This is a genomic window from Candidatus Clostridium radicumherbarum (genome assembly GCF_045310525.1).
Lineage (GTDB): Bacteria > Bacillota > Clostridia > Clostridiales > Clostridiaceae > Clostridium_AT > Clostridium_AT radicumherbarum.
In genome coordinates, this window is record NZ_JBJHZY010000001.1 from 245,292 (window position 1) to 269,571 (window position 24,280).

21 protein-coding genes and 1 other annotated feature are annotated in these 24,280 nt (G+C 31.6%); of the genes, 14 read left to right on the forward strand and 7 right to left on the reverse strand.

Annotated features, from left to right (window positions below; translation table 11 throughout):
* Positions 1-83: 83 nt before the first annotated feature.
* The 4 genes from ACJDUH_RS01270 (at position 84) to ACJDUH_RS01285 (ending at position 4,105) form a co-directional block, all read left to right on the forward strand.
* Positions 84-782 carry a response regulator transcription factor gene (locus tag ACJDUH_RS01270; protein WP_406763340.1) on the forward strand — a complete coding sequence of 233 codons (699 nt, stop codon included), beginning with the start codon at positions 84-86 and terminating at the stop codon, positions 780-782.
* Positions 760-2,286, forward strand: a complete 1,527-nt coding sequence (locus tag ACJDUH_RS01275) for an ATP-binding protein (protein ID WP_406763341.1) — start codon at positions 760-762, stop codon at positions 2,284-2,286. The genes ACJDUH_RS01270 and ACJDUH_RS01275 overlap by 23 nt, the downstream gene beginning before the upstream one ends.
* Before the next feature lie 125 nt (positions 2,287-2,411).
* A complete protein-coding gene (locus tag ACJDUH_RS01280; RefSeq protein ID WP_406763342.1) occupies positions 2,412-3,395 on the forward strand; it encodes a serine hydrolase in 984 nt (327 codons plus the stop codon).
* 17 nt (positions 3,396-3,412) lie between these two features.
* Positions 3,413-4,105, forward strand: coding sequence for a hypothetical protein (locus ACJDUH_RS01285; RefSeq protein ID WP_406763343.1), 693 nt, complete (start codon positions 3,413-3,415; stop codon positions 4,103-4,105).
* A gap of 162 nt (positions 4,106-4,267) precedes the next feature.
* Here ACJDUH_RS01285 and ACJDUH_RS01290 read toward each other — a convergent pair whose 3' ends face one another.
* The 3 genes from ACJDUH_RS01290 to ACJDUH_RS01300 are packed head-to-tail and all read right to left on the reverse strand — an operon-like array spanning position 4,268 to position 6,501.
* Positions 4,268-5,011 carry an amino acid ABC transporter ATP-binding protein gene (locus tag ACJDUH_RS01290; protein WP_406764989.1) on the reverse strand — a complete coding sequence of 248 codons (744 nt, stop codon included), beginning with the start codon at positions 5,009-5,011 and terminating at the stop codon, positions 4,268-4,270.
* A 17-nt stretch (positions 5,012-5,028) separates the two neighbouring features.
* Positions 5,029-5,670 (reverse strand): amino acid ABC transporter permease, encoded by a 642-nt coding sequence (locus tag ACJDUH_RS01295; RefSeq protein ID WP_406763344.1) that lies wholly within the window; start codon positions 5,668-5,670, stop codon positions 5,029-5,031.
* Positions 5,671-5,685: 15 nt separating this feature from the next.
* Complete coding sequence (locus tag ACJDUH_RS01300; RefSeq protein WP_406763345.1) at positions 5,686-6,501, reverse strand: amino acid ABC transporter substrate-binding protein; 816 nt, start codon at positions 6,499-6,501, stop codon at positions 5,686-5,688.
* A 165-nt stretch (positions 6,502-6,666) separates the two neighbouring features.
* Positions 6,667-6,925, reverse strand: a binding site (T-box leader).
* Between the two features lie 197 nt (positions 6,926-7,122).
* Here ACJDUH_RS01300 and ACJDUH_RS01305 point away from each other — a divergent pair.
* From ACJDUH_RS01305 to ACJDUH_RS01315, 3 genes are all read left to right on the forward strand, one after another.
* Positions 7,123-7,503 (forward strand): cytochrome b5 domain-containing protein, encoded by a 381-nt coding sequence (locus ACJDUH_RS01305; RefSeq protein WP_406763346.1) that lies wholly within the window; start codon positions 7,123-7,125, stop codon positions 7,501-7,503.
* Positions 7,504-7,556: 53 nt separating this feature from the next.
* Positions 7,557-8,087 (forward strand): hypothetical protein, encoded by a 531-nt coding sequence (locus tag ACJDUH_RS01310; RefSeq protein ID WP_406763347.1) that lies wholly within the window; start codon positions 7,557-7,559, stop codon positions 8,085-8,087.
* Between the two features lie 187 nt (positions 8,088-8,274).
* Positions 8,275-8,850, forward strand: coding sequence for a UbiX family flavin prenyltransferase (locus ACJDUH_RS01315; RefSeq protein ID WP_406763348.1), 576 nt, complete (start codon positions 8,275-8,277; stop codon positions 8,848-8,850).
* 20 nt (positions 8,851-8,870) lie between these two features.
* Here ACJDUH_RS01315 and ACJDUH_RS01320 read toward each other — a convergent pair whose 3' ends face one another.
* From ACJDUH_RS01320 to ftsH, 3 genes are all read right to left on the reverse strand, one after another.
* Positions 8,871-9,821, reverse strand: coding sequence for a polysaccharide deacetylase family protein (locus ACJDUH_RS01320; protein WP_406763349.1), 951 nt, complete (start codon positions 9,819-9,821; stop codon positions 8,871-8,873).
* Positions 9,822-10,013: 192 nt separating this feature from the next.
* Positions 10,014-12,149, reverse strand: a complete 2,136-nt coding sequence (locus ACJDUH_RS01325) for a HelD family protein (protein ID WP_406763350.1) — start codon at positions 12,147-12,149, stop codon at positions 10,014-10,016.
* The gene (gene ftsH / locus ACJDUH_RS01330; RefSeq protein ID WP_406763351.1) at positions 12,139-13,971 is read right to left on the reverse strand and encodes an ATP-dependent zinc metalloprotease FtsH; all 1,833 of its coding nucleotides are present in this window, start codon (positions 13,969-13,971) and stop codon (positions 12,139-12,141) included. The genes ACJDUH_RS01325 and ftsH overlap by 11 nt, the downstream gene beginning before the upstream one ends.
* Before the next feature lie 570 nt (positions 13,972-14,541).
* Here ftsH and thrS point away from each other — a divergent pair.
* The 5 genes from thrS to ACJDUH_RS01355 all read left to right on the forward strand — a co-directional run bounded on the left by thrS (position 14,542) and on the right by ACJDUH_RS01355 (position 20,429).
* Positions 14,542-16,479 carry a threonine--tRNA ligase gene (thrS, locus tag ACJDUH_RS01335; protein ID WP_406763352.1) on the forward strand — a complete coding sequence of 646 codons (1,938 nt, stop codon included), beginning with the start codon at positions 14,542-14,544 and terminating at the stop codon, positions 16,477-16,479.
* A gap of 446 nt (positions 16,480-16,925) precedes the next feature.
* A complete protein-coding gene (locus tag ACJDUH_RS01340) occupies positions 16,926-17,540 on the forward strand; it encodes a hypothetical protein (protein ID WP_406763353.1) in 615 nt (204 codons plus the stop codon).
* A 23-nt stretch (positions 17,541-17,563) separates the two neighbouring features.
* Positions 17,564-18,943, forward strand: coding sequence for a VanW family protein (locus ACJDUH_RS01345; RefSeq protein ID WP_406763354.1), 1,380 nt, complete (start codon positions 17,564-17,566; stop codon positions 18,941-18,943).
* Positions 18,944-19,031: 88 nt separating this feature from the next.
* Positions 19,032-19,586 (forward strand): hypothetical protein, encoded by a 555-nt coding sequence (locus tag ACJDUH_RS01350; protein ID WP_406763355.1) that lies wholly within the window; start codon positions 19,032-19,034, stop codon positions 19,584-19,586.
* Positions 19,587-19,715: 129 nt separating this feature from the next.
* The gene (locus ACJDUH_RS01355) at positions 19,716-20,429 is read left to right on the forward strand and encodes a YesL family protein (RefSeq protein WP_406763356.1); all 714 of its coding nucleotides are present in this window, start codon (positions 19,716-19,718) and stop codon (positions 20,427-20,429) included.
* A gap of 17 nt (positions 20,430-20,446) precedes the next feature.
* Here ACJDUH_RS01355 and ACJDUH_RS01360 read toward each other — a convergent pair whose 3' ends face one another.
* Positions 20,447-21,367 carry an AraC family transcriptional regulator gene (locus tag ACJDUH_RS01360; RefSeq protein WP_406763357.1) on the reverse strand — a complete coding sequence of 307 codons (921 nt, stop codon included), beginning with the start codon at positions 21,365-21,367 and terminating at the stop codon, positions 20,447-20,449.
* 267 nt (positions 21,368-21,634) lie between these two features.
* Here ACJDUH_RS01360 and ACJDUH_RS01365 point away from each other — a divergent pair, with 267 nt between their 5' ends.
* Complete coding sequence (locus ACJDUH_RS01365) at positions 21,635-22,861, forward strand: ROK family protein (RefSeq protein ID WP_406763358.1); 1,227 nt, start codon at positions 21,635-21,637, stop codon at positions 22,859-22,861.
* A gap of 75 nt (positions 22,862-22,936) precedes the next feature.
* Positions 22,937-24,226, forward strand: coding sequence for an extracellular solute-binding protein (locus ACJDUH_RS01370; protein WP_406763359.1), 1,290 nt, complete (start codon positions 22,937-22,939; stop codon positions 24,224-24,226).
* Positions 24,227-24,280: the final 54 nt, after the last annotated feature.

The following is a 24,280-nucleotide window of genomic DNA, read 5'->3' on the forward strand; positions in this document are numbered from 1 at the left end:
CGCTGAAGGGTATGCGATTTAGTACTTTAAGAGTTTTGTGTAATAGGCTATATTTCGTGTTTTATTTTAAGGAGATTTTGAAAATGAAAGAAAAAATTTTGGTTGTAGATGATGAAGATAGAATGAGAAAGCTTATATGCGCTTACTTAATAAAAGAAGGTTATGAAACTATAGAGGCAGAAAATGGTGCTCAAGCTCTTAATTTGTTTAAAAGCCAAAGCACACAACTTGTTATATTAGATGTAATGATGCCTGTAATGGACGGTTTTACAACCTGCAGAGAGCTTAGAAAGATTTCGAATGTACCAATTATTTTTTTAACTGCAAAGGCTGAAGACGAAGATAAATTAATTGGCTTTGAGCTTGGAACTGATCATTATATATCAAAGCCTTTTAATATGAGGCTGCTCTTAGCAAAGGTGAAATCACTGCTTAATAGAGCTTATTATTCCGATACTCAACCTAAGAAGGAACATTTTTTTGATGGATTATCTATAGATGAGCTCTCTCATAAAGTATCCATAGGTGGCACCACACTAAATTTATCGCCAAAAGAATATGACTTATTACTATATTTCGTAAATAATAAGGGAATAGTTTTAACCAGAGAAAAAATTTTAGATTATATCTGGGGTGTGGATTTTTATGGGGATTATAGAACAGTAGACAGTCATATAAAAAGACTAAGAGAAAAGCTTGGTGAAAAAGCTTCTTTAATTTCAACTGTAAGAGGCACAGGATATATTTTTGAGGGAAAACATGATGAAAAGAACTTTAATTAGTATAAGAAATAAATTCACAAATAATATGAGTATAACAAAGAAGTTATTTGCCATAACAGCCCTTATTTTTGCAATATTTATTATTGGTACTCTGCTTATTCAATCTCTTTTCTTTGAAAGATTTTATGTATATAGGAAAAAAACTGATTTAGCAGTAACTATTGATAAGTTTAAGACAGAATACGACAAGACTAAAAGCGATGATGAATCAGCTCAATTAATTGATGAATATGAAACTAATGGAAATATAAAAATAGTTATTTTAGATAGCTCTAATAGACTAAAATTTTTAACAAAGAATTCGGGATATAGAACAGATGTAAGTAAAACAAGAGAATTAACACAATTCATTCAAGCCTTTGCAAGTGATAATGGAATGGTTGCAAATTTAAAGCAGAGTAATAGCTCCATTACAGAGATGCCTCGGACCATAGATGGAACGGTAAAAAACATATTTTATATAACAGCTGATAAACAGAAGGATGAAGTGATTTTTGCTGTAACCTCCTTGCAGCCCGTTAATGAAGCTGTCTCAGTAATTAAAGGTCTGTATGGCTATTTTTGCATAGGAGCAATTTTCATAATTGTAATTCTCTCTTTAATATACTCTAATATGATTGCAAAACCTCTTGTGAAGATAAATAAAGTGGCAACTAAAATGGCCAATTTAGATTTCAATGAAAAATGTGAAGTTAAAAGCAAGGATGAAATCGGAAATGTTGCTTCTTCTCTTAACTTTCTCTCGGAGAATTTAGGTAATGCATTGACCTCTCTTAAAGAAGCTAATGCAAAGCTTGAAAGAGATATTGAAATGGAAAGAAATTTGGAGAAAATGAGAAAGGAATTTGTTGCTTCAGTGTCTCATGAACTCAAAACTCCAATAACACTTATAGATGGCTATGCTGTGGGCTTAAAAGATAATATATTCGAAGATGTAGATAAGGACTATTATCTTGATATTATTATAGACGAAACAGAAAAAATGGGAAACCTGGTATCTGAAATGCTTGATTTATCTCATTTAGAATCAGGAAGTTTTAAGCTTTCAAAACAGAAATTTAATATAACAGAGCTTATTAAACTTACCTTGAATAAATATGAGGCAATTTTTGATGAAAAAGAAATTAAATTAGAAACGAACCTTGCTAAAGAAGTGATGGTTTTTGCTGATTGGAACAGAATGGAGCAGGTACTTACCAATTATATTACTAATGCTATACGACACGTTGAAGATAGGGGACATATTTATATAAATACAAAAGAAGAAGAAAAGGAAATATCAATTGAAATTGAAAATACTGGCTCTAATATTCCGGAAGAAGATTTACCTAAGCTTTGGGATAGATTTTACAAGGTAGATAAATCAAGGAATAGAAAGCTAGGGGGTACTGGGATAGGACTTTCTATAGTTAAAAATATACTGCTTCATCATAGTTATAGTTTTGGAGCAAAAAATACAGATAGAGGTGTAATATTTTATTTTAAAGTTCCAAAAGAAATATAATTATATTATATATGATGTTTACAATTTATTTACCTAATTGTGATACATCTGTCATATGACTTCAATAATATAAGACTGAAGCAAATATCTACAACTTTTACTTGAGCATTATAGGAGATTGGGTTATGGGGAAAATTAAATATTTAAAAAGTCTGGGTATATGCTTATTTATTATTACATTAATTTATACTCAGACTGCCTGCACAAATAATAAGCTTGCAACTGACAGTACGAGTATTATTAGGGATAATGTTACTACCTCAAATGGACAAACAGTTAATGAAGCAGATAGTAATAATGATAATAATGACATTATGATAATGGAAAAAAAGGCACTGCTTGTAAGCTTAAATGAAAAGTCTGTTGAGTTTGAGAACAAGAGAACTGAGCTTGAAAGCCAAATTAAGGCCTATTTAGGTAACAATATCAATATGGTAGGCTTATCCTATTATGATATTAATTCTGGTAAAGAAATAATAATAAATGGAGATAAAACCTTTCTAGCGGCCAGCACAGTTAAAGTTCAAATGAATATGGTACTGGATGATATGATTCAAAATGGTACAGTAAGTGAAAATGAAAGCCTACAGTACACAGATGACAGCTTTGAAGAAGGAACAGGAATACTGCAGTCTCAGGATTTATCAAAGCCCATTTCTTTATCATTATTAAGTGATTATTCTATAATTTACTCAGATAATATTGCTACAAACATGATTATTAAAAGAATTAATTACTATAATATGAGAAATATGATTGATGCTAAACTTGGACATGCAACTGATAAATCTGGTAACTTTATTACGGCTACTGATGAAACAACCTTATTAAAACAGCTATATGAAAATGTAAACAATAACACATATTATTCTAAAATTATTGATGATATGAAAAATACAGAATTCCATGATAGATTAGATCTTTATTTGCCCTACAATATTGTTGCCCATAAAGTGGGGAACTATGACAGCTATGTTAATGATGTAGGTATAATCTATACTGAAAATCCTTACATTTTAAGTATTTACACCAATGGCTTGGATAATGCTAATGAAGTTATTGCTCACATTTCGAAAATGATTTATGATTTCCAGGTAAATTATAATTAAAAAGTGGAGGCTTAATAATGAAAAAAGCAATTAGTTTAATAGCAATATCAATTTTAACTGCATCTTTATTATTTGGATGTAAGGCAAAGACAGTTGACAACCAAAATAATGGTGCTAATCAAAACAGTACAGCTCAAAATGGTCAAAATCAAGGTAATTCTAATGGAAGAGGCCAGTTTCAAAGGGCTGATTTATCAGGACAAGTAGTAAGCATAAAGGGAAATGCGGTAACAATAAAGGTTATTAAGCAGCCTCAGTTTACGCAGCAAAATGGAAATAACAATAATGGCAGCAGCAACGGTAACGGAAATAACAGTTCAAACAATAACAGTAACAATAATAACAACAATAATACTGGTAATAACAATAATCCTAATTCGAATAACGGCAACGGTAATAATCAAGGACAAAGACCAAGAAGACAGCTGGAGTTTACAGGTGAAACAAAAACTATAACAATTCCTGATGGAACTTCAATAACTACAATGGTAAGAGGAAATCAAGGCAGACAAACAGAGCAGTTAAAGGTTTCAGATTTAAAGGCAAATGATATATTACAGATTTGGTATGCAGATAAGAATAAAGGCACCTTTTCTAAAATAACTGTGCAGGAATACGGCGTAAATGGCAATGGAGGAAACGGAAATAACAGCAATAGCAATAGCAATAATAACAGTAACAGCAGCAATCAAAGTAGTAGTTCAACTTAATTATTAAAATAAATCAATGAATATACAGGAGATACTTAAAAACGCGGAAAGAATTTCTAAAATTTCTTCCGCGTTTTTCTTTGAATTTTACTTGTATAGTGTCAAAGATTTCAATAGGGATTCTCGGAATGCTATTTACCATCCTGTAATTTAAAACAACTCTTAATTTAAAATAAATTTTTTAATTCTCTCATTTCCAGAATCATTAAAGAAAACTTCCTTTTGGCCTTCCTCTATTATTTCACCATTTTCAATAAAAATAATTCTATCTGCCACCCTTTCAGCTAACTTCATATGGTGGGTTATGATGAGTACAGCCATATTATCTTTTGCTAGACTTTCTATAGACTTTGCTACACTCTCTGTAAGCTCAGGGTCTAGTGCAGAGGTAGGTTCATCAAAACACATTATTTTAGGACTAAGTGCACAAGCTCTAGCTATAGCAACTCTCTGCCTTTCACCACCGGAAAGCTCACAAGGATAGGAGTTTAGACGGTCTTTAAGACCTAGGCTGCTTAATAATTCTACTGCTTTTTCTATTGCTTCCTTTTTTGAAACCTTATAGGCGTTTATAGGTGCCTCAATAACATTTTCTAGAGCAGATTTGTGCGGGAACAAGTTATAACTTTGAAAGACCATTCCAAGATTTTTAATCACTTCACGTACCTTTTTCTTCTTAGGATATACGCTTTTGTTATTCTCACCCTTGCATAGAAATTGTCCATCTATTTCTATAGTTCCACTGTCAGATCTTTCAAGACCGTTGATACATCTTAAAAGGGTAGTCTTTCCAGCACCGGAGGGCCCTATTATTGCTAGTATTTCACCTTCCCTTAATTCAAAATTAATATTCTTTAATACCTGATTTCCCTTAAAGCTTTTATTTAAATTATCTATTTTTAAAATCATAATTGTCACGCTCCCTATTGATAGTAAGAGTACTTTTTCTCAAATACTTTAAAAAATTTTGTTAAGACAGCCGTAATTACAAGATAAAATATACCAACTACAATTAAGGGAGTTAAGGAAGCATCTCTATTTGATGCAATTTTACCTGCACGAAGCAGCTCACCTAGTCCAACTACATAAACCAAGGAGGTATCTTTAACTAAGGTTATAACCTCATTAGAAATTGGAGGTAGAGTTCTTTTTATAACTTGAGGGAGAATAATTCTAATAAAAGTTTTAAACCTTGTAAGCCCTAAAACTTCTGCAGCTTCATACTGTCCTTTATCTATTCCTTCAATGCCGCTTCTAAAAATTTCTGCAAAATAAGCACTATAATTTAATACAAATGCTATAATTGCCGCTGTATATCTATCAAAGGTTATACCAACTACAGGCAGACCAAAGAATATAAATATTAACTGCAGAAGCAGGGGAGTTCCCCTCATAATCCAAATATATAGCTGCACTATTTTATTTAAAACCTGCAGCTTAGATATTCTGCCAATTGATACTATCACGCCTAAGGGAATTGATAGTAAAGCTGTTATTAAAAATATTTGCATAGTTGTATTAAGTCCATCAAGCATGGAAGGTATTAAATTATAAATATAATCCACTTGTAAACACCTTCTTTATTTTACAATATTTGAACCAAACCACTTCTTTGATATTTCTGCGCTTGTTCCATCTTTCTTCATATTTTCTAATTCGCTATTTACCATACTAACTAACTCATTATCAGCTTTTCTAATTCCTACGGCATACTGCTCCTTACCAAAGTCCTCTTGAAGTACTTTGTATTTTTCTATACCTCTTTCCTTCATATAGTATCTAGCTAAAACCTCATCTGCTATGACTGCATCAACTCTGCCTGCTTCTAAGTCCATAAAGGCTTCATTATTGGTATCAAATAATACTGGCTTCCCTGAACTTAGGGATTTTAAAACTTCTGGTTCCTTGTTTAAGGCATCTAAGGAGCTTGACCCATTTTGAACTGCAACTTTTTTACCTTGAAGATCCTTTTTACTTTGTATATTTGAATTTGCCAGAGTTATAATAAGCTGTCTATTTTCTAAATAGGGATTAGTAAAGGCAACCTTTTGCTTTCTTTCATCAGTTATTGAATACCCATTCCATATTAAATCAATATTTCCTGAATTAAGTTCTGTTTCTTTCATGGACCAATCAATGGATTGAAATTTAACATTTATACCTATTCTCTTAAATACTTCCTTAGCTAAGTCTATGTCAAAGCCTACAATGTCTCCTTTGGTATCTTTAAAACCCATAGGTGCAAAGGTGTCATCCAGGCCAACAACCACATAGCCTTTTGCCTTTAATTTTGAAAGAGAATCCTCATTACTTGCTGCTTTTTTTGAACACCCTGAAAATATTGCTATGCAAAATGCAAATAGAATTATTAAAACTATAAATTTTTTTGTTTTCATTATCTTTAATCTCTCCTTTAATATTTTATTATTTAAGTTTTGTGTATTAGCTGTAGATTATGAACTTTATAAACTTAAGATCAAAAATAGCAAACCCCTTTTTATTTCTTGAATTTGCAGCGCTACAAATTTAAGAAATAAAAAACTCTCGTCCTCTAGTTTCAACTAGAGGACGAGAGTAATACTCACGTGGTTCCACCTCAATTTATTAATATTTCACAATATTAACCTCTTCAAGTACGACAAAATATGCTTATACTCTAGCACTATAACGGGTGCAAGTAATCCGGAGGCAGTCTACTTCCGTAGGGTTCGATGCTCAGCTCAAAGATGTGTTCAAAATATACTCTAATGTCCTTCTCACCAACCAGGAGCTCTCTGTAAAAGAAAATATATTTTTACTCTTTCTTATCAATGCTATTATTGTTTTGATTTAATATAGTAGTATTGTAACGTACTAAAGTAAATTTGTCAACTAATTTTATAAAGGAAAAATCTAATTGCTAAAATAAATTTATTTACAATTTGGAAATAAATTTACCTTCAAATTGACATAATTTAATCGTATATTGATAATAAATATTATTCAATAATAGTAATTATTTAGGGGAGCCGTAAATTATGAAAAAAATATTTGTTTTTGGTATATTAAGCTTTATGTTAATTGTAAGCGGATGTTCAAATAAGAAAGCGGAGGTACAAGGCACGGTTAATCCAAATGCTAGTACTGAAAGTAGTACAAATGCTGTAGCAAATTCAAATACCTCAGTAAACAAGGAATTCACTTTAGCTGAATTATCAAAGTATGATGGTCAAAATGGTAATCCAGCTTATGTGGCAGTTGATGGGGTAATTTATGATGTAACTAATGCAAAGGGTTGGAGAAATGGGCAACATGTAGGTGGAGTTACTGCTGGAAAAGACTTATCTAAAGAAATAGAACAGTCCCCACATGGAAAAGATGTTCTACAGGGGCTGCCAGTGGTAGGAAAACTTAAATAAGTAATTAAGATTACATAAGGTGGACACAATCTTTTGCTTAAGAAGGGAAAAACATGAATAATAATAAACATTTAATAGCAAATAAAATTGAAAGAAAAAGAGTGATTTATACCTTAATACTATTAATAATAGTTATTGCAGCTCTTCTATTTATGATATTTAGTAATATTGATATAGTAACTGCAATAAATTACAGGAAATTAAGAAGCTTTAGGGGACTAACAGGTCAAATAGCCGCTTGGGGATTTGGATTTTCAATATCAATGCTGGTTATTAGAAGAATTGCAAAGAGAATAAATTCTAAGGATATTAAAATGAAGCTATTATCCTTAGCTAGGTTTACAAGAGAATGGCATGTTCCTATATCAATTATAGCATTTTCAGTAATTTTACTGCACGCATATATTATTTTATCAAATGGATTTATTTTAGAACTAAGATATATTTCGGGACTTGCGGCATTGATTGTATTAGGAGCACAAATAATATCTGGAATCTTTAGATATAAAAGAAAAGGTATAAAATTTCATATGATAATGGGAATATCTTTTATTGTTCTAATGGTTATCCACTTAATGTCTTAAAACTGTTATTATTTTAAAAGATTAAGTAATAATTAAAAAATTGCCTATGTTATTGTAATATCAAACTGAATTCAGAAGCTAATATTGTAATTTATTCATGTATTGCTATACTATTAGTAGGAATTTAAAATTAAGCTATATGGTAAAATACAATGCTGATAAATTATTATTTATAAGGAGTAACTAGATGCGTATTATAGTTGGAATAACTGGAGCAAGTGGAGTAATACTTGGATATCATTTATTAAAGGCATTAAAAACATATCCTGAGTGTGAAACTCATTTAATAATAACAGATGGTGCAAAACGAACTTTTAAAATGGAAACACATTTAAACATCTCAGAAGTTGAAGATTTAGCGGATGTTGTACACGATAATGGTAATCTAGGAGCAAGCATCGCAAGTGGTTCCTTTAAAACAGATGGAATGATAGTAATTCCCTGCAGTATGAAAACATTGTCGGGAATTGCCACGGGCTATGCTGAAAATTTATTAATAAGGGCTGCAGATGTATGCTTAAAGGAAAATAGACGTGTTGTATTGGTGCCAAGGGAAATGCCTTTTGGAAAAGTGCATATCAAAAACTTGAAGGAAGCTTCTGACCTAGGCTGTGTTATCCTGCCGCCAGTTTTAACCTTCTATAATTCAGCGGAAACTGTTGAAGAGCAAATCAACCATATAATTGGTAAAATCTTAATGCAGTTTGGTTTAGACTACGAGAATTTTGTAGTGTGGAAGGGCGAGGAATTTGATAGGTCGTAAGTAAAGCTAAGTGCCGTCCCTTAACTTTTAAAGTTAGTGGCGGCACTGATATTAACTAATTTTATAAAATTATTCATATCGTATTTATTGCTGACATACAGCCTATGAAGCTTAAATAAGCCATTAGCTTTGCTTGCAGTTCCTGTTATTGTTGAAAATCCCATTTTATAGCCCAAATTTTCAACTATCTTTAGAGTGTCCGTATTAAATTTACCATAGGGGTAAGCTATGTATGGAACCTCTCTTCCGAGAACCTTTTCAAGAGTAGTTTTTGAATCTTTAAGTTGACTCAATTGAACATCGTAGGATAGTTTGTTTAATTCAGGATGAGATACTGTATGAGACTCAATTTCCATACCTGACTTATCCATTTCCTGAAGCTGGTTGCTTGTTAAGTATCTATTATCGGTGTCAATACATGAGGTAATCATAAATACTGTTGCCTTAAGATTAAATTCTTTCAGTACAGGAAGGGCATTTGTATAATTATCAACATAACCATCATCTAAGGTAATAACAATGGGTTTCTTAGGGAGCTCGCTGCCATAAACTAGATGATCGTATAATTCATTAAGGGTTAGAGTTGTAAAGCCATTATCCTTAAGATACTTCATTTGAAGCCTAAATTTTTCCTTTGGTATTCGAAGTTCATTTCCCTTTTCATAAGCTATGGAATGATACATTAAAACAGGGATATCCCTTGACTTACCTTCGCCTTTAATAGCTTCCTCAATTTTTATTTTTTCTGCTTGAAGCTTCTCATCTTCTGCCTTCTTAGCTTCTTCAGTCTTCTTAGCTTCGTAAAGCTTTCTTTGATTCTCAGCTTCTTTTTCCTTCACAGCTTGTGCCGCTGCCTGAGCCTTTGCTTTATCAGAGGAATGTTTAATAGAGTAAAAACTTAATGAACTTATTAAAAGGATTACAAGAAAAATAATTGCGGATAATACATATTTTCTGCTATGTTTTCCCATGGGTTTTTCCTCACTTTTAAATATGTAGTAAATAATAAAATTATAGCATAATTTGTATATTAATAATATACATGAAATATAAAAAATGTTGCATGGACGTGGCAAGGACGTTTCTCAGACGTCCCCGTACCACATTAAAAAAGGTTAAGGCAAAATGTAAAAATATTTGCTTTAACCTTATTATTTTAATATTTATATTTTATATACTACTAATTCATGTAATGCTCTAGTTGCCATTACGTAATTAAGTTTGCTGTCACTTAATTTTTCCTTGCCATGAATTAGAATAACGGCATCAAACTCTAGACCCTTTGCAAAGTAGGAGGGGATAACAACAGTACCGCCATTATATATTAAATCTTCTTCATCTAAGAGTTTAATGTAATCCTTTGATTTAAGACTTTTTCCTATTTTCTCGGTTTCCTCCATATCTCTGCAGAGGACAGCAATATTTTCATATTCTTTAGCTTTAAGAGTTTGGAGGGCTTTATCAATATCTTCAACTAAGGTATCTTCATTATTAAAGTTTTTTTCTATTACTTTCTCACCACTTCTTACTAAAGGAACTATTCTGTTATCGTCTATAAATTCATTAGCATATTCCATTATCTCTTTAGTTGATCTGTAACTCTTAAATAAGTTAAAGTATTCAATATTAAGAGATGGTAGAATCTTATGAAGGCTAAGCATTGGAGTAGTTCCATCAAGTGGTATAAGCCTTTGATTACTGTCACCTACAATAGTTAGAGAGCTGCACCTTGTAAGCTCTTTAATAACTAAGAACTGAATAGGGCTATAGTCTTGTGCCTCATCTATAACTACATGTTTTATTTCTTCTTTTAATGCTAAACCTTCTAGTTTTAATTTAAGATATAAAATTGGAGCTAAATCATCTTGTGTAAGCTCTTTATTGTCATTTATTTCATTATAGAGCTCTATGCAGGAAGGGTTATTAAGCCAGCTCATTTCCTTTTTAGCCCTCATAACTTCACTAACTGCATCTCTGATATTATTTATTCTAGCCATATTAAGAGAGGTTTCAAATAGCTCAAGTTCAGCCTTTGACATACTTCTGATCTTTTCCTTATATTCACGCTTAATAGTTCTTACTTTTTCGTCTCTTAGCTCTTTAAGCTTTGTAAAAATAATTCTTTTTATTTTTTTAGAACGCCTGAAAAGAGGCATGGATTTATAATGAAAATTAAACAGCTTATCAATTTCCTTTATATCAACTGCGGTTTTATCAAAGTAATTTACATCTTTATAACTATATAAGCTTAAATCAAGCTTATTAGTAAACTCATTAAGCGTATTTAAGTAATCTAAAGATGTCTTTTTGCGTACATCAGCAATAAATTCCTTATCTCCTATTAGGATCTTTTCCATGTAGGTTTTAAAATCCATTACAGCAGGAGTATCTAAAATTTTCATAGCAAAATTTCTAAAGGTTGTTTGTTTTACTCCTACTTCACCTAGACTTGGAAGCACTGTGCCAATATACTCCATGAAAATACTGTTAGGACCAAGTATAAGAACCTTGTCTTGCAGTGTATCTCTGTGATTATAAAGTAAATATGAAATCCTATGAAGAGCAATAGTAGTTTTTCCGCTTCCTGCAACTCCGTCTACCACAATGGTTTTATCCTTAGGCTGTCTAATCAGCTGATCCTGCTCCTCTTGAATAGTCATTATAATATCCCTTAATTTTGCAGAGGTATTGGAGCTTAATACTAACTGTAGTATGTCATCTTTAACATCTAAAGCAGAGTCAAAAAGGCCTACCAGTTTAGATTTCTTAATAACAAATTGTCTCTTAAGTTTAATGTCCACTGTTATTTTGCCTGCTGGGGCATTGTAGGAATTCTCCCCAAGCCTATTAGCGTAGAAAAGAGCCGAAACAGGGGCTCTCCAATCAACTATTACAGGTTCATATTCTCCTTCAGGAGTCATACCAAATCTGCCTACATAAATTATTTCCTTATCATCTTCATCAGCTTCATTATAATCTATTCTTCCAAAATAGGGAGAAACAGATAATATATTAAGTTCCTTTAATCTGGAATCAATATTTTTAAAGGACTCCTCTTTAACATATCTTTCGTGATCAAAGTATTCAATAAGTTTATCTTCATCATCTCGATATTCTTCAATTGTTTTTTTTCTGTAATCTTCAATATAATTAGCAACATTTTTTCTTTTATTGATGTAGACTAATATTTCTTTATTAATTAACTCTATAACTTCAGAAAGCTTTGTACTTTCTAGGTTAAACTGTAACTCCTTTTGAAGTTCAAGTTCTTTTTCTAGTGTAAAATCATTATTCTCCAATAATATCGCCTTCCCTAACTACATTACTTTCTTTTACCATTTCCATAAACTCGTCGCCCATTAAGGTTTCTTTATCTAGAAGCCTTTCTGATATTTTAGTCATAAGCTCTCTATTTTCCTTAAGTACGTTTATTGCTTTTTCATGAGCTTCTTTAATTATTTTTAAAGTTTCTTCATCAATAATTGAAGCAGTTTCTTCACTGCAATTCTTAACTGGTCTACCATCTAAGTATCTGTTTGACTGAGACTCTAAGCCCATCATGTCAAAGCGATCTGTCATTCCGTACATACTTACCATACTTCTTGCAGTTTGGGTAGCTTTTTCAATATCATTTGAGGCACCTGTTGAAATCGAGTTAAATTCTACTTCTTCAGCAGCTCTTCCACCTAATAAAATTGCAATTTCATTAAAGAGTTCTTCCTTTGTTAAAAGGTATTTTTCTTCCTCAGGTAGCTGCATAGTGTATCCAAGAGCACCCATGGTTCTAGGAACTATTGTGATTTTATGCACTGGATCTGTACCCTTTAGAAGAGCTGCGACTAATGCGTGGCCAACTTCGTGGAAGGCAACAGTCTTTTTCTCCTTTGCAGAAAGAATTCTATCCTTTTTCTCTTTACCAGCTATTATAACTTCAATGGATTCTTCTAAATCCTCTTGAGCAATTTCCTTTCTTGAATGCTTTACAGCTCTAAGTGCAGCTTCATTAACTATATTTGCAAGATCTGCTCCTACTGCACCAGGAGTTGCCTTTGCAACAGACATAGTATCTAAATCAGGAGAGGACTTTACAGCTTTTAAATGTACTTTAATTATAGCTTCTCTTCCTTTTAAATCTGGTCTATCCACAATAACTCTTCTATCAAATCTGCCTGGTCTTAAAAGAGCTTTATCTAAGATTTCTGGTCTATTAGTGGCTGCAAGTATTACAACACCTTTAGAGGAATCAAATCCATCCATTTCAGCAAGAAGCTGATTTAAGGTTTGCTCTCTTTCATCATTACCGCCTAGGTTTCCATCTCTGCTTTTACCTATAGCATCTATCTCATCAATAAAAACTATACATGGAGCCTTTTCTTCAGCCTGTTTAAAGAGATCTCGCACTCTTGAAGCACCCATGCCAACAAACATCTCAACAAATTCAGAGCCAGACATTGAAAAGAAGGGTACTTTGGCTTCTCCAGCTACAGCTTTAGCAAGAAGTGTTTTACCTGTTCCAGGAGGGCCAACTAATAGTGCACCTTTAGGAAGCTTTGCACCAATTTCGGAATATTTTTGAGGGTTGTGAAGAAAATCTACGATTTCTACAAGAGATTCTTTTGCCTCTTCTTGACCTGCCACATCTGCAAAGGTTTTGCCTGTTTCATTTTCTGCATAAAGCTTTGCAGTGTTTTTGCCAAAGGACATAACTCCACTGCCCATTTTTTTATCCAGTCTTCCAAAAAGGAGCCTTCCTATAAAGGTAAATAAAACTATTGGAAGAATCCAGTTGAACAAAAGGTTCTTCATAGGGTTATTATCAGGAACTGAGGCGCCAAATATTACTCCTGCAGCATTTAATTTATCTACTAATTGAGGGTCATTCATATTACCAGTATAAAGTATCTTTTTATTTTCACCTGAATCAGGTTTTGGTATTATTACAAGTTTGTCCGCAGACACCTGAACCTCTTCAACTTTTTTATCTGTAAGCATCTTTAAAAAATCATTATATTTTATGGACTGTGTCTGCATACTACCTAGTATGTAGTTTGCAAACATTAATAAAATTGCCGCTCCAAGTATATAATAGGTAGCGTACTTAAATTTTTTATTATCGAACATTTCATCCTCCTACAATGTTAAGCAGTGATTACCTTAATTTGTTATTTTAAAGAATTTTTATCTTAACTTTTAAAACAATAATTACATTATAGTATTAGTTTTAAAATTATATCATACTACAAATTATAAACCAAAAGCTACAACTTTAGATATAGAGTTAATAAAATATTAATAATAAAATTAAAGTTTATTGACATTAATTCTTATAATGGTATAATATTTTTTATAAAATATGTAAAACTATGATGAGAAGAGTAAGCTTTTTGAATTTACAGAGAGAGGATATATTAGCTGAAAGTATCCTTAAAGGAAGATTGCTGAAGACCACCTCAGAGTGACTTTAATAGAGTCCGGTAATGCGTTATAATTTAGCAAGTGGTTTATATTATAGAATTGCAATTTCACATTATATCAGTTAACTTAAGAAATTGAAATTCTAATAAACAATTTGGGTGGAACCGCGGGAGAACTTACACTCTCGTCCCATTTTCTTTTGAATTTGGGACGGGAGTTTTTATTTTATCAAATTTTGTTAATAATAAAAATTATATTGAGAAAGGAGAAATATAAATGATAAAAATTAAATTAAAGGATGGCTCAGTAAAGGAATATGAAGCTGGCATAACAGTTTTTGAAGTTGCAAAGGATTTAAGTGAGGGCCTTGCAAGAGTAGCTACAGCAGGAAGCGTAAACGGGAAAACTGTAGATTTACGTTTTAAACTTAATGAGGATTCAGAAGTTAACATATTAACTTTTAATGATGAAGATGGGAAAAAGGCATTTAGACATACAACTACTCATATATTAGCACAAGCTGTAACAAGGCTATTTCCTGGAACAAAGCTTGCAATAGGACCTGCTATAGATGATGGCTTCTATTATGATTTTGATAAGGAAGGTTCCTTTTCAGCTGAAGATTTAGAAAGATTAGAAGAGGAAATGAAAAAGATTGTTAAGGAAGAGCTTGACATTGAGCGTTTTGAACTCCCAAGAGAGGAAGCACTTAAGCTTATGGAAGAGAAAGGGGAAAGCTATAAGGTAGAGCTCATAAATGACTTACCGAAGGATTCAATTATTTCCTTTTATAAAATGGGAGAATTTGTAGACCTTTGTGCAGGTCCACATTTAATGAATACAAAATATGTTAAGGCCTTTAAATTAACTCAAGTTGCTGGTGCATATTGGAGAGGCAGCGAAAAGAATAAAATGCTTACCCGTATATATGGAACTGCCTTCACAAAGAAGAATGAATTAGAAGAACATTTAGCAAAGGTAGAAGATGCTAAAAAGAGAGACCATAATAAGCTTGGAAGAGAATTGGAATTATTTACTACTGTAGATATTATAGGCCAGGGACTTCCTCTTTTAATGCCAAAGGGAGCAAAGGTAGTTCAGCTCTTGCAAAGATTTGTTGAGGATGAAGAGGAAAGAAGAGGATACCTTTTAACTAAAACTCCATTCATGGCTAAGAGTGATTTATATAAAGTTTCAGGACATTGGGATCACTACAAAGATGGAATGTTTGTACTAGGCGATGAGGAAAAAGATGAAGAAGTAATGGCACTAAGACCAATGACTTGCCCATTCCAATTCCAAATTTATAACTCAAGACAAAGAAGCTACAGAGATTTACCACTTAGATATGGTGAAACTTCTACTCTATTTAGAAATGAGTCCTCTGGAGAAATGCACGGACTTATAAGGGTTAGACAGTTTACTATTTCAGAAGGTCATTTAATTGTCAGACCTGATCAGCTTGAAGATGAATTTAAAGGTGTTGTTGATTTAATTAACTTTATGCTTGATACTTTGGGAATCAAGGAAGAAATCACCTATAGATTCAGCAAGTGGGATCCAAATAATAAAGAAAAATATATTGATGATCCAATTGCATGGGAAGCAACACAGGTTGAAATGAAGAAAATACTTGATGATTTAGGCTTAGATTATGAGGAAGCTATTGGTGAAGCAGCCTTCTATGGTCCAAAACTAGACCTTCAATTTAAAAACGTTCATGGAAAAGAAGACACAATAATTACTGTACAGATAGATTTCTCACTTGCCCACAGGTTTGAAATGACTTATGTGGATAAGGACGGTGAAAAGAAGTATCCATATGTTATTCATAGAACTTCAATTGGCTGCTATGAAAGAACTTTAGCAATGCTAATTGAAAAATATGCAGGAGCCTTTCCAACTTGGCTTGCACCAGTTCAGGTTAAGGTACTTCCAATCTCAGAGAAGTATCATGACTATGTAGAAAAGGTAGATAAGGCTCTTAAGCTAAAGGGTGTTAGAGTTGAACCAGACTACAGAGCTGAAAAAATTGGTTATAAAATAAGAGAAGCGAGAATGGAAAGAGTTCCATATATGCTTATCGTTGGAGAAAAAGAAGCAGCAGAAAATACAGTATCAGTTAGAAGTCGTAAGAATGACGATGAAGGTGCTGTAGATTTGCAGCAATTTATTGATAGAATTGTTAAAGAGATAGAAACTAAAGAAAAATAAGTAACTTTATGGCAGCTAATTTATATGCTTCCATTATGATAAGCAGTTAAAATAATAAATACTGTTTATCATAAGAAGGAGCATATAATTTATTAGCTGCTTTTTTTAACGAAAAGACTCAATATTTAAGATAATTTGCCGATATATATATTGTATTATAAAATTGTAATTTGTAAATTTTTACTAAATTAAACAATATATTAATTGGATGTGATTAATATGTTCTATTTACTAATGCTCTTATTTTTAATAGTTTTTTTTATTGCTAATATGTTAATTTGTAAATTTATCATTAAATTATTTAAGTCCTATTTAAATAAAAGAAAGTATAAATTAACCTACAAGTTTAATTTGACTTTAATTTATCTTCTTATATTTTCAGTGGGATGTGTTTTGGGAGCAGGTATACTTTTTAAAATTCTATAAAGGCTATAGGGGGAAATATAATGTCTATGATGATGTCTGTATTTGAAAAGCTAAATTTAGTTGAAAAGGATGATGCTGAAGCTGTTAAAAAAAGCGAAGCACAAGAAAACAACAATGAAAGCATAAATGAAAAGGAGACTGAGAAAGCATCTGAGTATCAGTTAGAAATTAAGGAGCTTGAAAATAATAACGCTGTGGCACAAAAGAAAAAACATGAAAGAAACATGACAATTAATGAAATTTATTCAATATACAATTTAGAAAATAGCAATATAAATACAATTTTTATGCTTGGAAATTTTATAAATGCACTTCCTGAAAACCTGCCATATGAAATTAAAAAGAAAACAGTTATGAATATAATTAGTGCTTCTAACACCGACTTGAATAAACTAATGTCAGACGGAGAAAAAAGAATAAATGTTCTTAAGCAATTTTCTGAGGATTTTTATTCTACTATTGAAGGAGATATATCAAACTTACATGCAGAAATTAAGAAACTCTCAGAGCTTATAGATAAACATAAAGAGCAGATAAGTATTAGAACAAATATGCTAGAAGAACAAAATCATGCAATTAAATATGAGGCACAAAAGATTAACAGTATTATAGACTTTTTTAGAAATGGCGATTAATCGCTATTCTAGAGGGGTAAACTATGGATGAAAAGAATATTAATATAAGAAAAGTCGTTAATATAATATTGCTTGAATTTATACTAAGCAGTACTGGAATTTTAGCTGGATATGGCTATAAGTTATATGAAGAGAATAAAAAATGGGACATGCTTCTATATCCAGGAATTAAAATTGAGGGTATAGATGTAGGCGGAAAATCTAAAGAGGAATGTCTAAATATAGTTCAAGCTAAGCTTTCGGAATCAGTTCTTAGAGAAAAGAGTATTTTAAAGACCAAGGATAAAACCTTTGAAATAGAAAACTCAAAAATAATTGATAAATTTAATATTGATGCGGCAGTTACAGAGGCTCTGGACTTTACAAAGAGTATGGACCCTTTAAAAAAACATTACTTAATTAAAAACGGGGTTCAAAAAGAGTATAAAGTTGATGTTACCTATAATAAAACTGAATTAAATAATTTACTGAAGACCATTGAAAAGGAAATTAACAAAGATCCTATTAATGCCAGTATTATTATAGATCCTACTGATACAAAAATTACTTACTATGAAGGAAAAGATGGCATTAAGGTTAAAACAGCAGAGCTTGAAAATAATATAAAAGACTCCTTACTTAATAACACTAATGAAGACTCTAGTATAAAAATTCCAACTGCAGAGGTAATGCCAGCTTTAACATCTGATCATTTAACAAATATAAATAGCATAATATCGTCCTTTAGCACATACTATGCTGAATCCTCATATCAACGGTCAAATAATATTAAATTAGCAGCCAGCTTTATTAATGGGAAAATCTTAATGCCTGGAGAAACCTTCAGCTTTAATGATACAGTAGGAGAAAGAACAAAAGAAAGAGGCTTTCTAGAGGCTCCTGTTATAGTTGATAATAAGGTGGAATCAGGCTTTGGCGGTGGAATATGTCAAGTTTCATCAACTTTATATAATGCAGTTTTATTGGCAGGTATGAATGCCACAGAAAGAACCCATCATACCTTACCCTCAGCTTATGTAAAACTTGGGATGGATGCCACGGTTGATTGGAATAACATAGATTTTAAGTTTAAAAATACATTGGAATATCCACTTCTAATTGATATGAGCGCAAAGGATGGAGTTTTAAAGGTTAATCTGCTTTCAAATTCTGAGGCATCAAAGAAAAAATACTTATTAAAAAATGATATATATGAAACTATTAATTCCAGTACAACCTTAGTAAATGACTCAAATTTAGCCATAGGCAGCAATAAGGTCGTTCAAAATTCTTATACAGGCTTTAAAGTTAAAGTAATAAGAAGTACCTATGATGATGGGAAGTTGGTTTCCTCTGAAGTTATTTCAAACGATTATTATTCTCCTGTTAATGGAGTTATAAAAGTAGGAGCTAAAGGTAATTAAAACATTTAATAAAAATTATTTTACAGTAATATCCTTTTGCAGAATAATTCATATTATGGTATTAGTGAAATTATTTTGGAGGTAAATTATGCGAAGTAATTATTGGTTAAATGAATATGACAGAAATTACTTACCCTACTATTGTCCATATTGCCAGCCAAGTCCATATGATTATGACAGATTTTATGATGAGGATTTCTACAATGAATACGGTAGCAGTGACTATAAAGATTATGAGACAACAGAGGATTATTTAGTAAAGTACCCTATTTATGGAGGAAGAAATTATAGAAGCAGAAATGAAATTGAAGATACGGCAAAAACAGTTTTTTTAGATATAAGCAAGGATATAAAGCTTGTTGAAAATATGCCAATTGCAAAAGAATTAATGCATTATTTAATACTAGTCATAGGAGACTACATTAATAAAAATCATGAAAAGTTCTTTGGACCTATTGAGAAGAAAGTTTCGGATATAGCAGCAGCATTAAGAAAAGATCTATATTGGATTTTTGATATTTTAGCATTTTTCGGGGTAACTCCTGAAACCGCAGTAAGCTTTGTAGAAAACGTAGTTAGCAAGTTCTTAAGAGAGCTTATACCAGAAAATAGAGAAGAACAAAAATCACCTTTGTGGGGTTAAATTAATTGTCATATCTTTATTAAAGAAGTTATCATAAGGTTTTGATAACTTCTTTTTGTTTTTTAAAGGAAAATTAAATATATTATAGAATATAAAAGGTATCTAATTTTTTATAGGAGTGTATTTTACATGGCTGAAAGAAAAGAGTTTGGGGATGGAATTATATTTACTATAGGAAACTATGTATGGTGGTTTTTTGCAGCAAATATTTATTTTCTATTAGTTAATATACCATTTATTTTCATAAGTTTAGTTTCTGCACAGACCGGTGCCTCAGGAATAAGTTTGCTTTCTATAATTTGTTCACTGCCTATTGGACCGGCATTAGCTGCACTTTTCAGCGTAATGGGCAAGCTAATAAGAGAGAAAGACATAGATGTAACTAAGGACTTTTTTAAAGCTTACAAGACAAATTTTTTAGAAGGCTTATTCTTTTGGACTATATTAGTGTTTATTCTTTCTGCCATATATATTGATATAACTGTAATAAAGACATCACAGATATTTAATATATTATTTTATGTAATGGCTCTTATTATTGTATCACAGGCCTTTTACATTTTTACTTTTATATCCCGTTTTTATTTAAGAAAGATAGATGTGGTTAAGTTAGCATTTATATATTCGATTAAAAAAATTCATGTAACCATATTAAATTGGATATTATTAGTGCTGATAGCTATACTTGTTACCATAATTCCAATAATACTGATTTTATTTATTTGTAGTATTTATGCATACTTAGCAATGTATATGCAAAAGGGAATATTAAAGGAAATTGAAGAGAAATTCTCGAATAATAAGGAGAACACAAATAATGATATGCAAAGGGCAGGGAACTGATAGTTCTCTGCTCTCTATTATTTAAGCTTTATGGTATCATAACATTCCTTTGCATACTTGCTAGGACTCATTCCTGTAAATTTTTTAAATAACTTGCTAAAGTAATAAGGATCCTCTATACCCACTAGATATGCAATTTCAGTAAATTTCAGGGTAGAATTACTAATTAATTCTTTTGCTTTATTAATTCTAACTAGATTTAAATAATTTATTATAGTATAGCCAGTCATTTTATGAAATACTCTATTCAAATAGTCGTAATTAGATTCAAATCTTTCTTCAATTTCTGAAGTAGTTATTTTTTTGCTATAGCTGCTGCTAATGAAATTTACTATATCTCTTGCTTTAATAAAGGACTTTGAAAATTGAGCTTCAGATTTTTCTATTTTAGTAGTTGTATAGTTCCTGCATATTTTTATTAATAGTTCAAGAAATCTTAATGAAGTAATTGTTTTGTAATTCTCATATCTTTGATAAAAATCATATTCTGCTTCTGAAAGAATAGATAATAATTCACTGCTATTTTCATAGTGATAATGCTTAGGTAAATAATAGATGGAACTTGTGGGAAGTGCTTCAGAGTATATATCGCTTGTGAGGGAAAGTTTTCTTTTGTCTATTAGGTCACTGGAAATTTCCGTATAGGTTTTATCAATTATCTTGGAAATACCATTATGCTTAAAATGAATATAGTAATAATGGCAGGTAGCCTCTTTATAGCCAGAGTGTTCAATATTTGGCTCTAGAAGAAAAGCATCACCCTTCTTTAAGACATAGTCATTATTTCCTTCTCTTATATAAAGCTCACCGCTTTTAATGAAATACAGTATGTATTCATCAATAGTACGAGTAAAATGTTTCCAAGGTAAGTTATAATTCACCCTGCCTAATAGACGCACTTTTGGAACTATATTTGTATCTAATGCAAGCAAGTCCATGTTTTTTCTCCTTAAAATGAATTCTCTAATATTATTTTAAAACAAAAAATCATAAATGCAAGAATTGAGCATTAATGATTTAAAAAAAATGAAAAGCATTTCAAAAAAAGTCGCTATAGTACAAAGAAACTATGAATTGTACATTTTAATTAGCTTGTATAAATTATAAAATAAAAGCAGAAAGAAGCTAAAACAAGAGTTAAGCAGCACAAATTTTTTTATGCACTTACTTTATTCAATGAAAAATGTAACTTAAGGTGTGATTAAATGAAGCTTAGAATTGGAAATAAACAATTGATAAGAGATATAAACAGACAGCTTATAATTAATGAAGTAAGATTAAATGCTCCAATGAGCAGAACTGATTTAGCTAAAAATTTGAAGCTTGGACTTTCTACTATTACTAATATTGTAGAAGAACTAAAAGAGCAGAATTTAGTCTTTGAAACTGGTGAGGCTGATTCCACTGGTGGAAGAAAACCAATAATGCTGGATTTCAACCATCAATATGGTTACACAATTGGAATCAAAATCGAAGAAAACTGTATGCTTTTAGCATTAACTGATTTAAAGGTAGAAGTTAAAGAGTCCTGCAAAGTTACTTTTAAAAAGAATTCTAATAGTGACATAGTGCTTTATCTTCTTATAGAAAGTATTGATAAGTTAATAAATAAAATACCTAAAGGCAAAAGTCTAATGGGAATTGGCATTGCAATATCAGGACTTGTAGATCAGAAAAAAGGGCAGCTTATATTTTCAGGTATGCTTAATTGGAAGGGAATAAATATTTGTAAAATTTTAGAGGAGCACTTTAAAGTAGCTGTTTTTATAGATAATGATGTAAATGCTTATACCTTAGCAGAGCTATGGCAAGGGAAAGGAAAAAGTCTAAGTGATTTTATTGTGGTTACTTATGGCTCAGGTGTAGGGTCAGGCATAGTTCTAAATCATAAGCTCTATAGAGGAAACTTCGGTGGAGCGGGGGAAATAGGACATATGGTTATTGATATTGGAGGCAAAAAGTGTGAATGCGGCCAGCGGGGCTGTCTGGAAGCTTATGCTTCAGAAGCATTTATATTAGAATATATTAAAGAAAATAAAGAGTTTTATAATGACTGCATCATAGATGTTAATGAGGATTTGTCCATTGAAAAAGTTTATGAATATGCAAAGCAAGGGGACATGCTAGCCATAAATGGTTTAAAACTTTCAGCTAAATATTTTGCCTATGGTTTAGTAAGTATAATTAATCTTTTAAATCCATCAACTATTATATTAGCTGGTGAAGGCTTAGTGGCAAAGGATATAATTATTCCAGTAGTAAAAGATATAGTGAAGGATAACTTCTTTAAAATGCATAATAAAAAGGTGGAAGTTTTAATATCTGATTTAGGTGGATATGCTTTTGAAATAGGGGCATCCCTTCTAGTTGTTAGCAAGCTTTTTGAAATGCCACTGTATGAAGAGCGAGAAAGCTCGCTATCTTCTTTATAATATATTATTTTTCATAGTTACTTCATTCAGTGAAGAAAGTAAATATAAAATTATTATAAAAGGGGGAAATATTAAATGAAAAGTAAAGGATTATTTGCTTCTATAGTTGCGGCTTTAATGATTACCACAATTTTTACAGGCTGTTCAAATAAGCCTGCTGCTACAACTGAAAGCAATAATACAGCTACAGATTTGACCAAATTAAGTGGTCAGATTGAAATGTGGAGTACATTCTCAGACAATGAAAACAAGGTGTTAAAAGACAAAATAATACCAGCCTTTAATAAAACATACCCAAGTATAACTGTTAAGGTTACAGCAATGCCTAGTGGAGATGACTACAAAAAGCAAATACTTCAAGCTGCAATGAGTGGTACTACTCCAGACTTAGCAAGAACAGATATTACAGATGTAGCTCTCTATGCTAATCAAGATTACTTAGTACCATTAGATTCTATGCAAGGCTTTGATGAAGTAAAAAAGGATACCTTTGAAGGACCAATGAGTACTAATATGTATAATGGTCATTATTATGGTATTCCACTAGATACAAATACAAAAATTGCAATATATAATAAGGCAATGTTAACTAAAGCAGGCTTAACAGAGGCGCCTAAAACAATGGATGAGCTTGAGCAATATGCCAAGGCATGTAAAGCTGATAAAGTGATGGCTATAGGTATGGGAGGAACTGAAGCTTGGGCTATATCTCCATATTTTTTATCACTTGGAGGTAAGTTTACTGATAATACAAATACAAAAGCTACAGGATATTTAAATAGTCAAGAAAGTGTTAAAGCTCTTACAAAAATAGTGGAATGGAACGATGCCGGATATGTAGGAAAGAGCTTGCTTGGTGGAGAAGGTACTTGGGAAGGCTACAATGCAGGACATTATGGTATGATAGATGACGGTCCATGGTGGTATGGAGCTAATAAAGATCAAAAGCTGGTAAAGGATAATGTAGTGTTTGCTCCAATGCCAAAGGGTGACGGAGGCAGTGTTTCAGTAGTTGGAGGAGAAGATACAATAATATTTAAGGGGTCAAAGAATCAACAACAAGCTTATGCTTTTGCTAAGTTCTTAGCTTCAGACGAGGCGCAAACTATATTTGCAACTGAGTTAAACATGATGCCTGTTAACAAGACTACAGCTAAAAAATCAGTGATAACAGATAATCAAATGTTAGGTGTATATGTTAATCAATTAGGTTCAACTTGGGCAAGAACTCCAAGTCCCAAGTGGGGAGATATTTCAAGCGCAATGAAAGATGATTTTGAAGCGGCCATAAGACATAAGCTTACTCCACAAGCTGCATTAGATGATGCGGCAAAGAAAGTTGATGCATTATTACAGCAAAAGTAACAAAGACAATGTAATAAATTAAGGATTAAGAGGTTTCTTAATCCTTAATTTTAA

Excerpts from the sequence above, each read along its gene's own strand:
- ACJDUH_RS01310 (WP_406763347.1), top strand. The coding sequence starts at position 7,557 with ATGAATAATAATAAACATTTAATAGCAAATAAAATTGAAAGAAAAAGA.
- ACJDUH_RS01300 (WP_406763345.1), bottom strand. The coding sequence starts at position 6,501 with ATGAAAACAAAAAAATTTATAGTTTTAATAATTCTATTTGCATTTTGC.
- ACJDUH_RS01275 (WP_406763341.1), top strand. The coding sequence starts at position 760 with ATGATGAAAAGAACTTTAATTAGTATAAGAAATAAATTCACAAATAAT.
- ACJDUH_RS01285 (WP_406763343.1), top strand. The coding sequence starts at position 3,413 with ATGAAAAAAGCAATTAGTTTAATAGCAATATCAATTTTAACTGCATCT.
- ACJDUH_RS01340 (WP_406763353.1), top strand. The coding sequence starts at position 16,926 with ATGTCTATGATGATGTCTGTATTTGAAAAGCTAAATTTAGTTGAAAAG.
- ACJDUH_RS01355 (WP_406763356.1), top strand. The coding sequence starts at position 19,716 with ATGGCTGAAAGAAAAGAGTTTGGGGATGGAATTATATTTACTATAGGA.
- ACJDUH_RS01345 (WP_406763354.1), top strand. The coding sequence starts at position 17,564 with ATGGATGAAAAGAATATTAATATAAGAAAAGTCGTTAATATAATATTG.
- ACJDUH_RS01305 (WP_406763346.1), top strand. The coding sequence starts at position 7,123 with ATGAAAAAAATATTTGTTTTTGGTATATTAAGCTTTATGTTAATTGTA.
- ACJDUH_RS01360 (WP_406763357.1), bottom strand. The coding sequence starts at position 21,367 with ATGGACTTGCTTGCATTAGATACAAATATAGTTCCAAAAGTGCGTCTA.
- ACJDUH_RS01270 (WP_406763340.1), top strand. The coding sequence starts at position 84 with ATGAAAGAAAAAATTTTGGTTGTAGATGATGAAGATAGAATGAGAAAG.
- ACJDUH_RS01365 (WP_406763358.1), top strand. The coding sequence starts at position 21,635 with ATGAAGCTTAGAATTGGAAATAAACAATTGATAAGAGATATAAACAGA.
- ACJDUH_RS01370 (WP_406763359.1), top strand. The coding sequence starts at position 22,937 with ATGAAAAGTAAAGGATTATTTGCTTCTATAGTTGCGGCTTTAATGATT.
- ACJDUH_RS01280 (WP_406763342.1), top strand. The coding sequence starts at position 2,412 with ATGGGGAAAATTAAATATTTAAAAAGTCTGGGTATATGCTTATTTATT.
- ACJDUH_RS01315 (WP_406763348.1), top strand. The coding sequence starts at position 8,275 with ATGCGTATTATAGTTGGAATAACTGGAGCAAGTGGAGTAATACTTGGA.
- ACJDUH_RS01350 (WP_406763355.1), top strand. The coding sequence starts at position 19,032 with ATGCGAAGTAATTATTGGTTAAATGAATATGACAGAAATTACTTACCC.
- ftsH (WP_406763351.1), bottom strand. The coding sequence starts at position 13,971 with ATGTTCGATAATAAAAAATTTAAGTACGCTACCTATTATATACTTGGA.
- thrS (WP_406763352.1), top strand. The coding sequence starts at position 14,542 with ATGATAAAAATTAAATTAAAGGATGGCTCAGTAAAGGAATATGAAGCT.
- ACJDUH_RS01320 (WP_406763349.1), bottom strand. The coding sequence starts at position 9,821 with ATGGGAAAACATAGCAGAAAATATGTATTATCCGCAATTATTTTTCTT.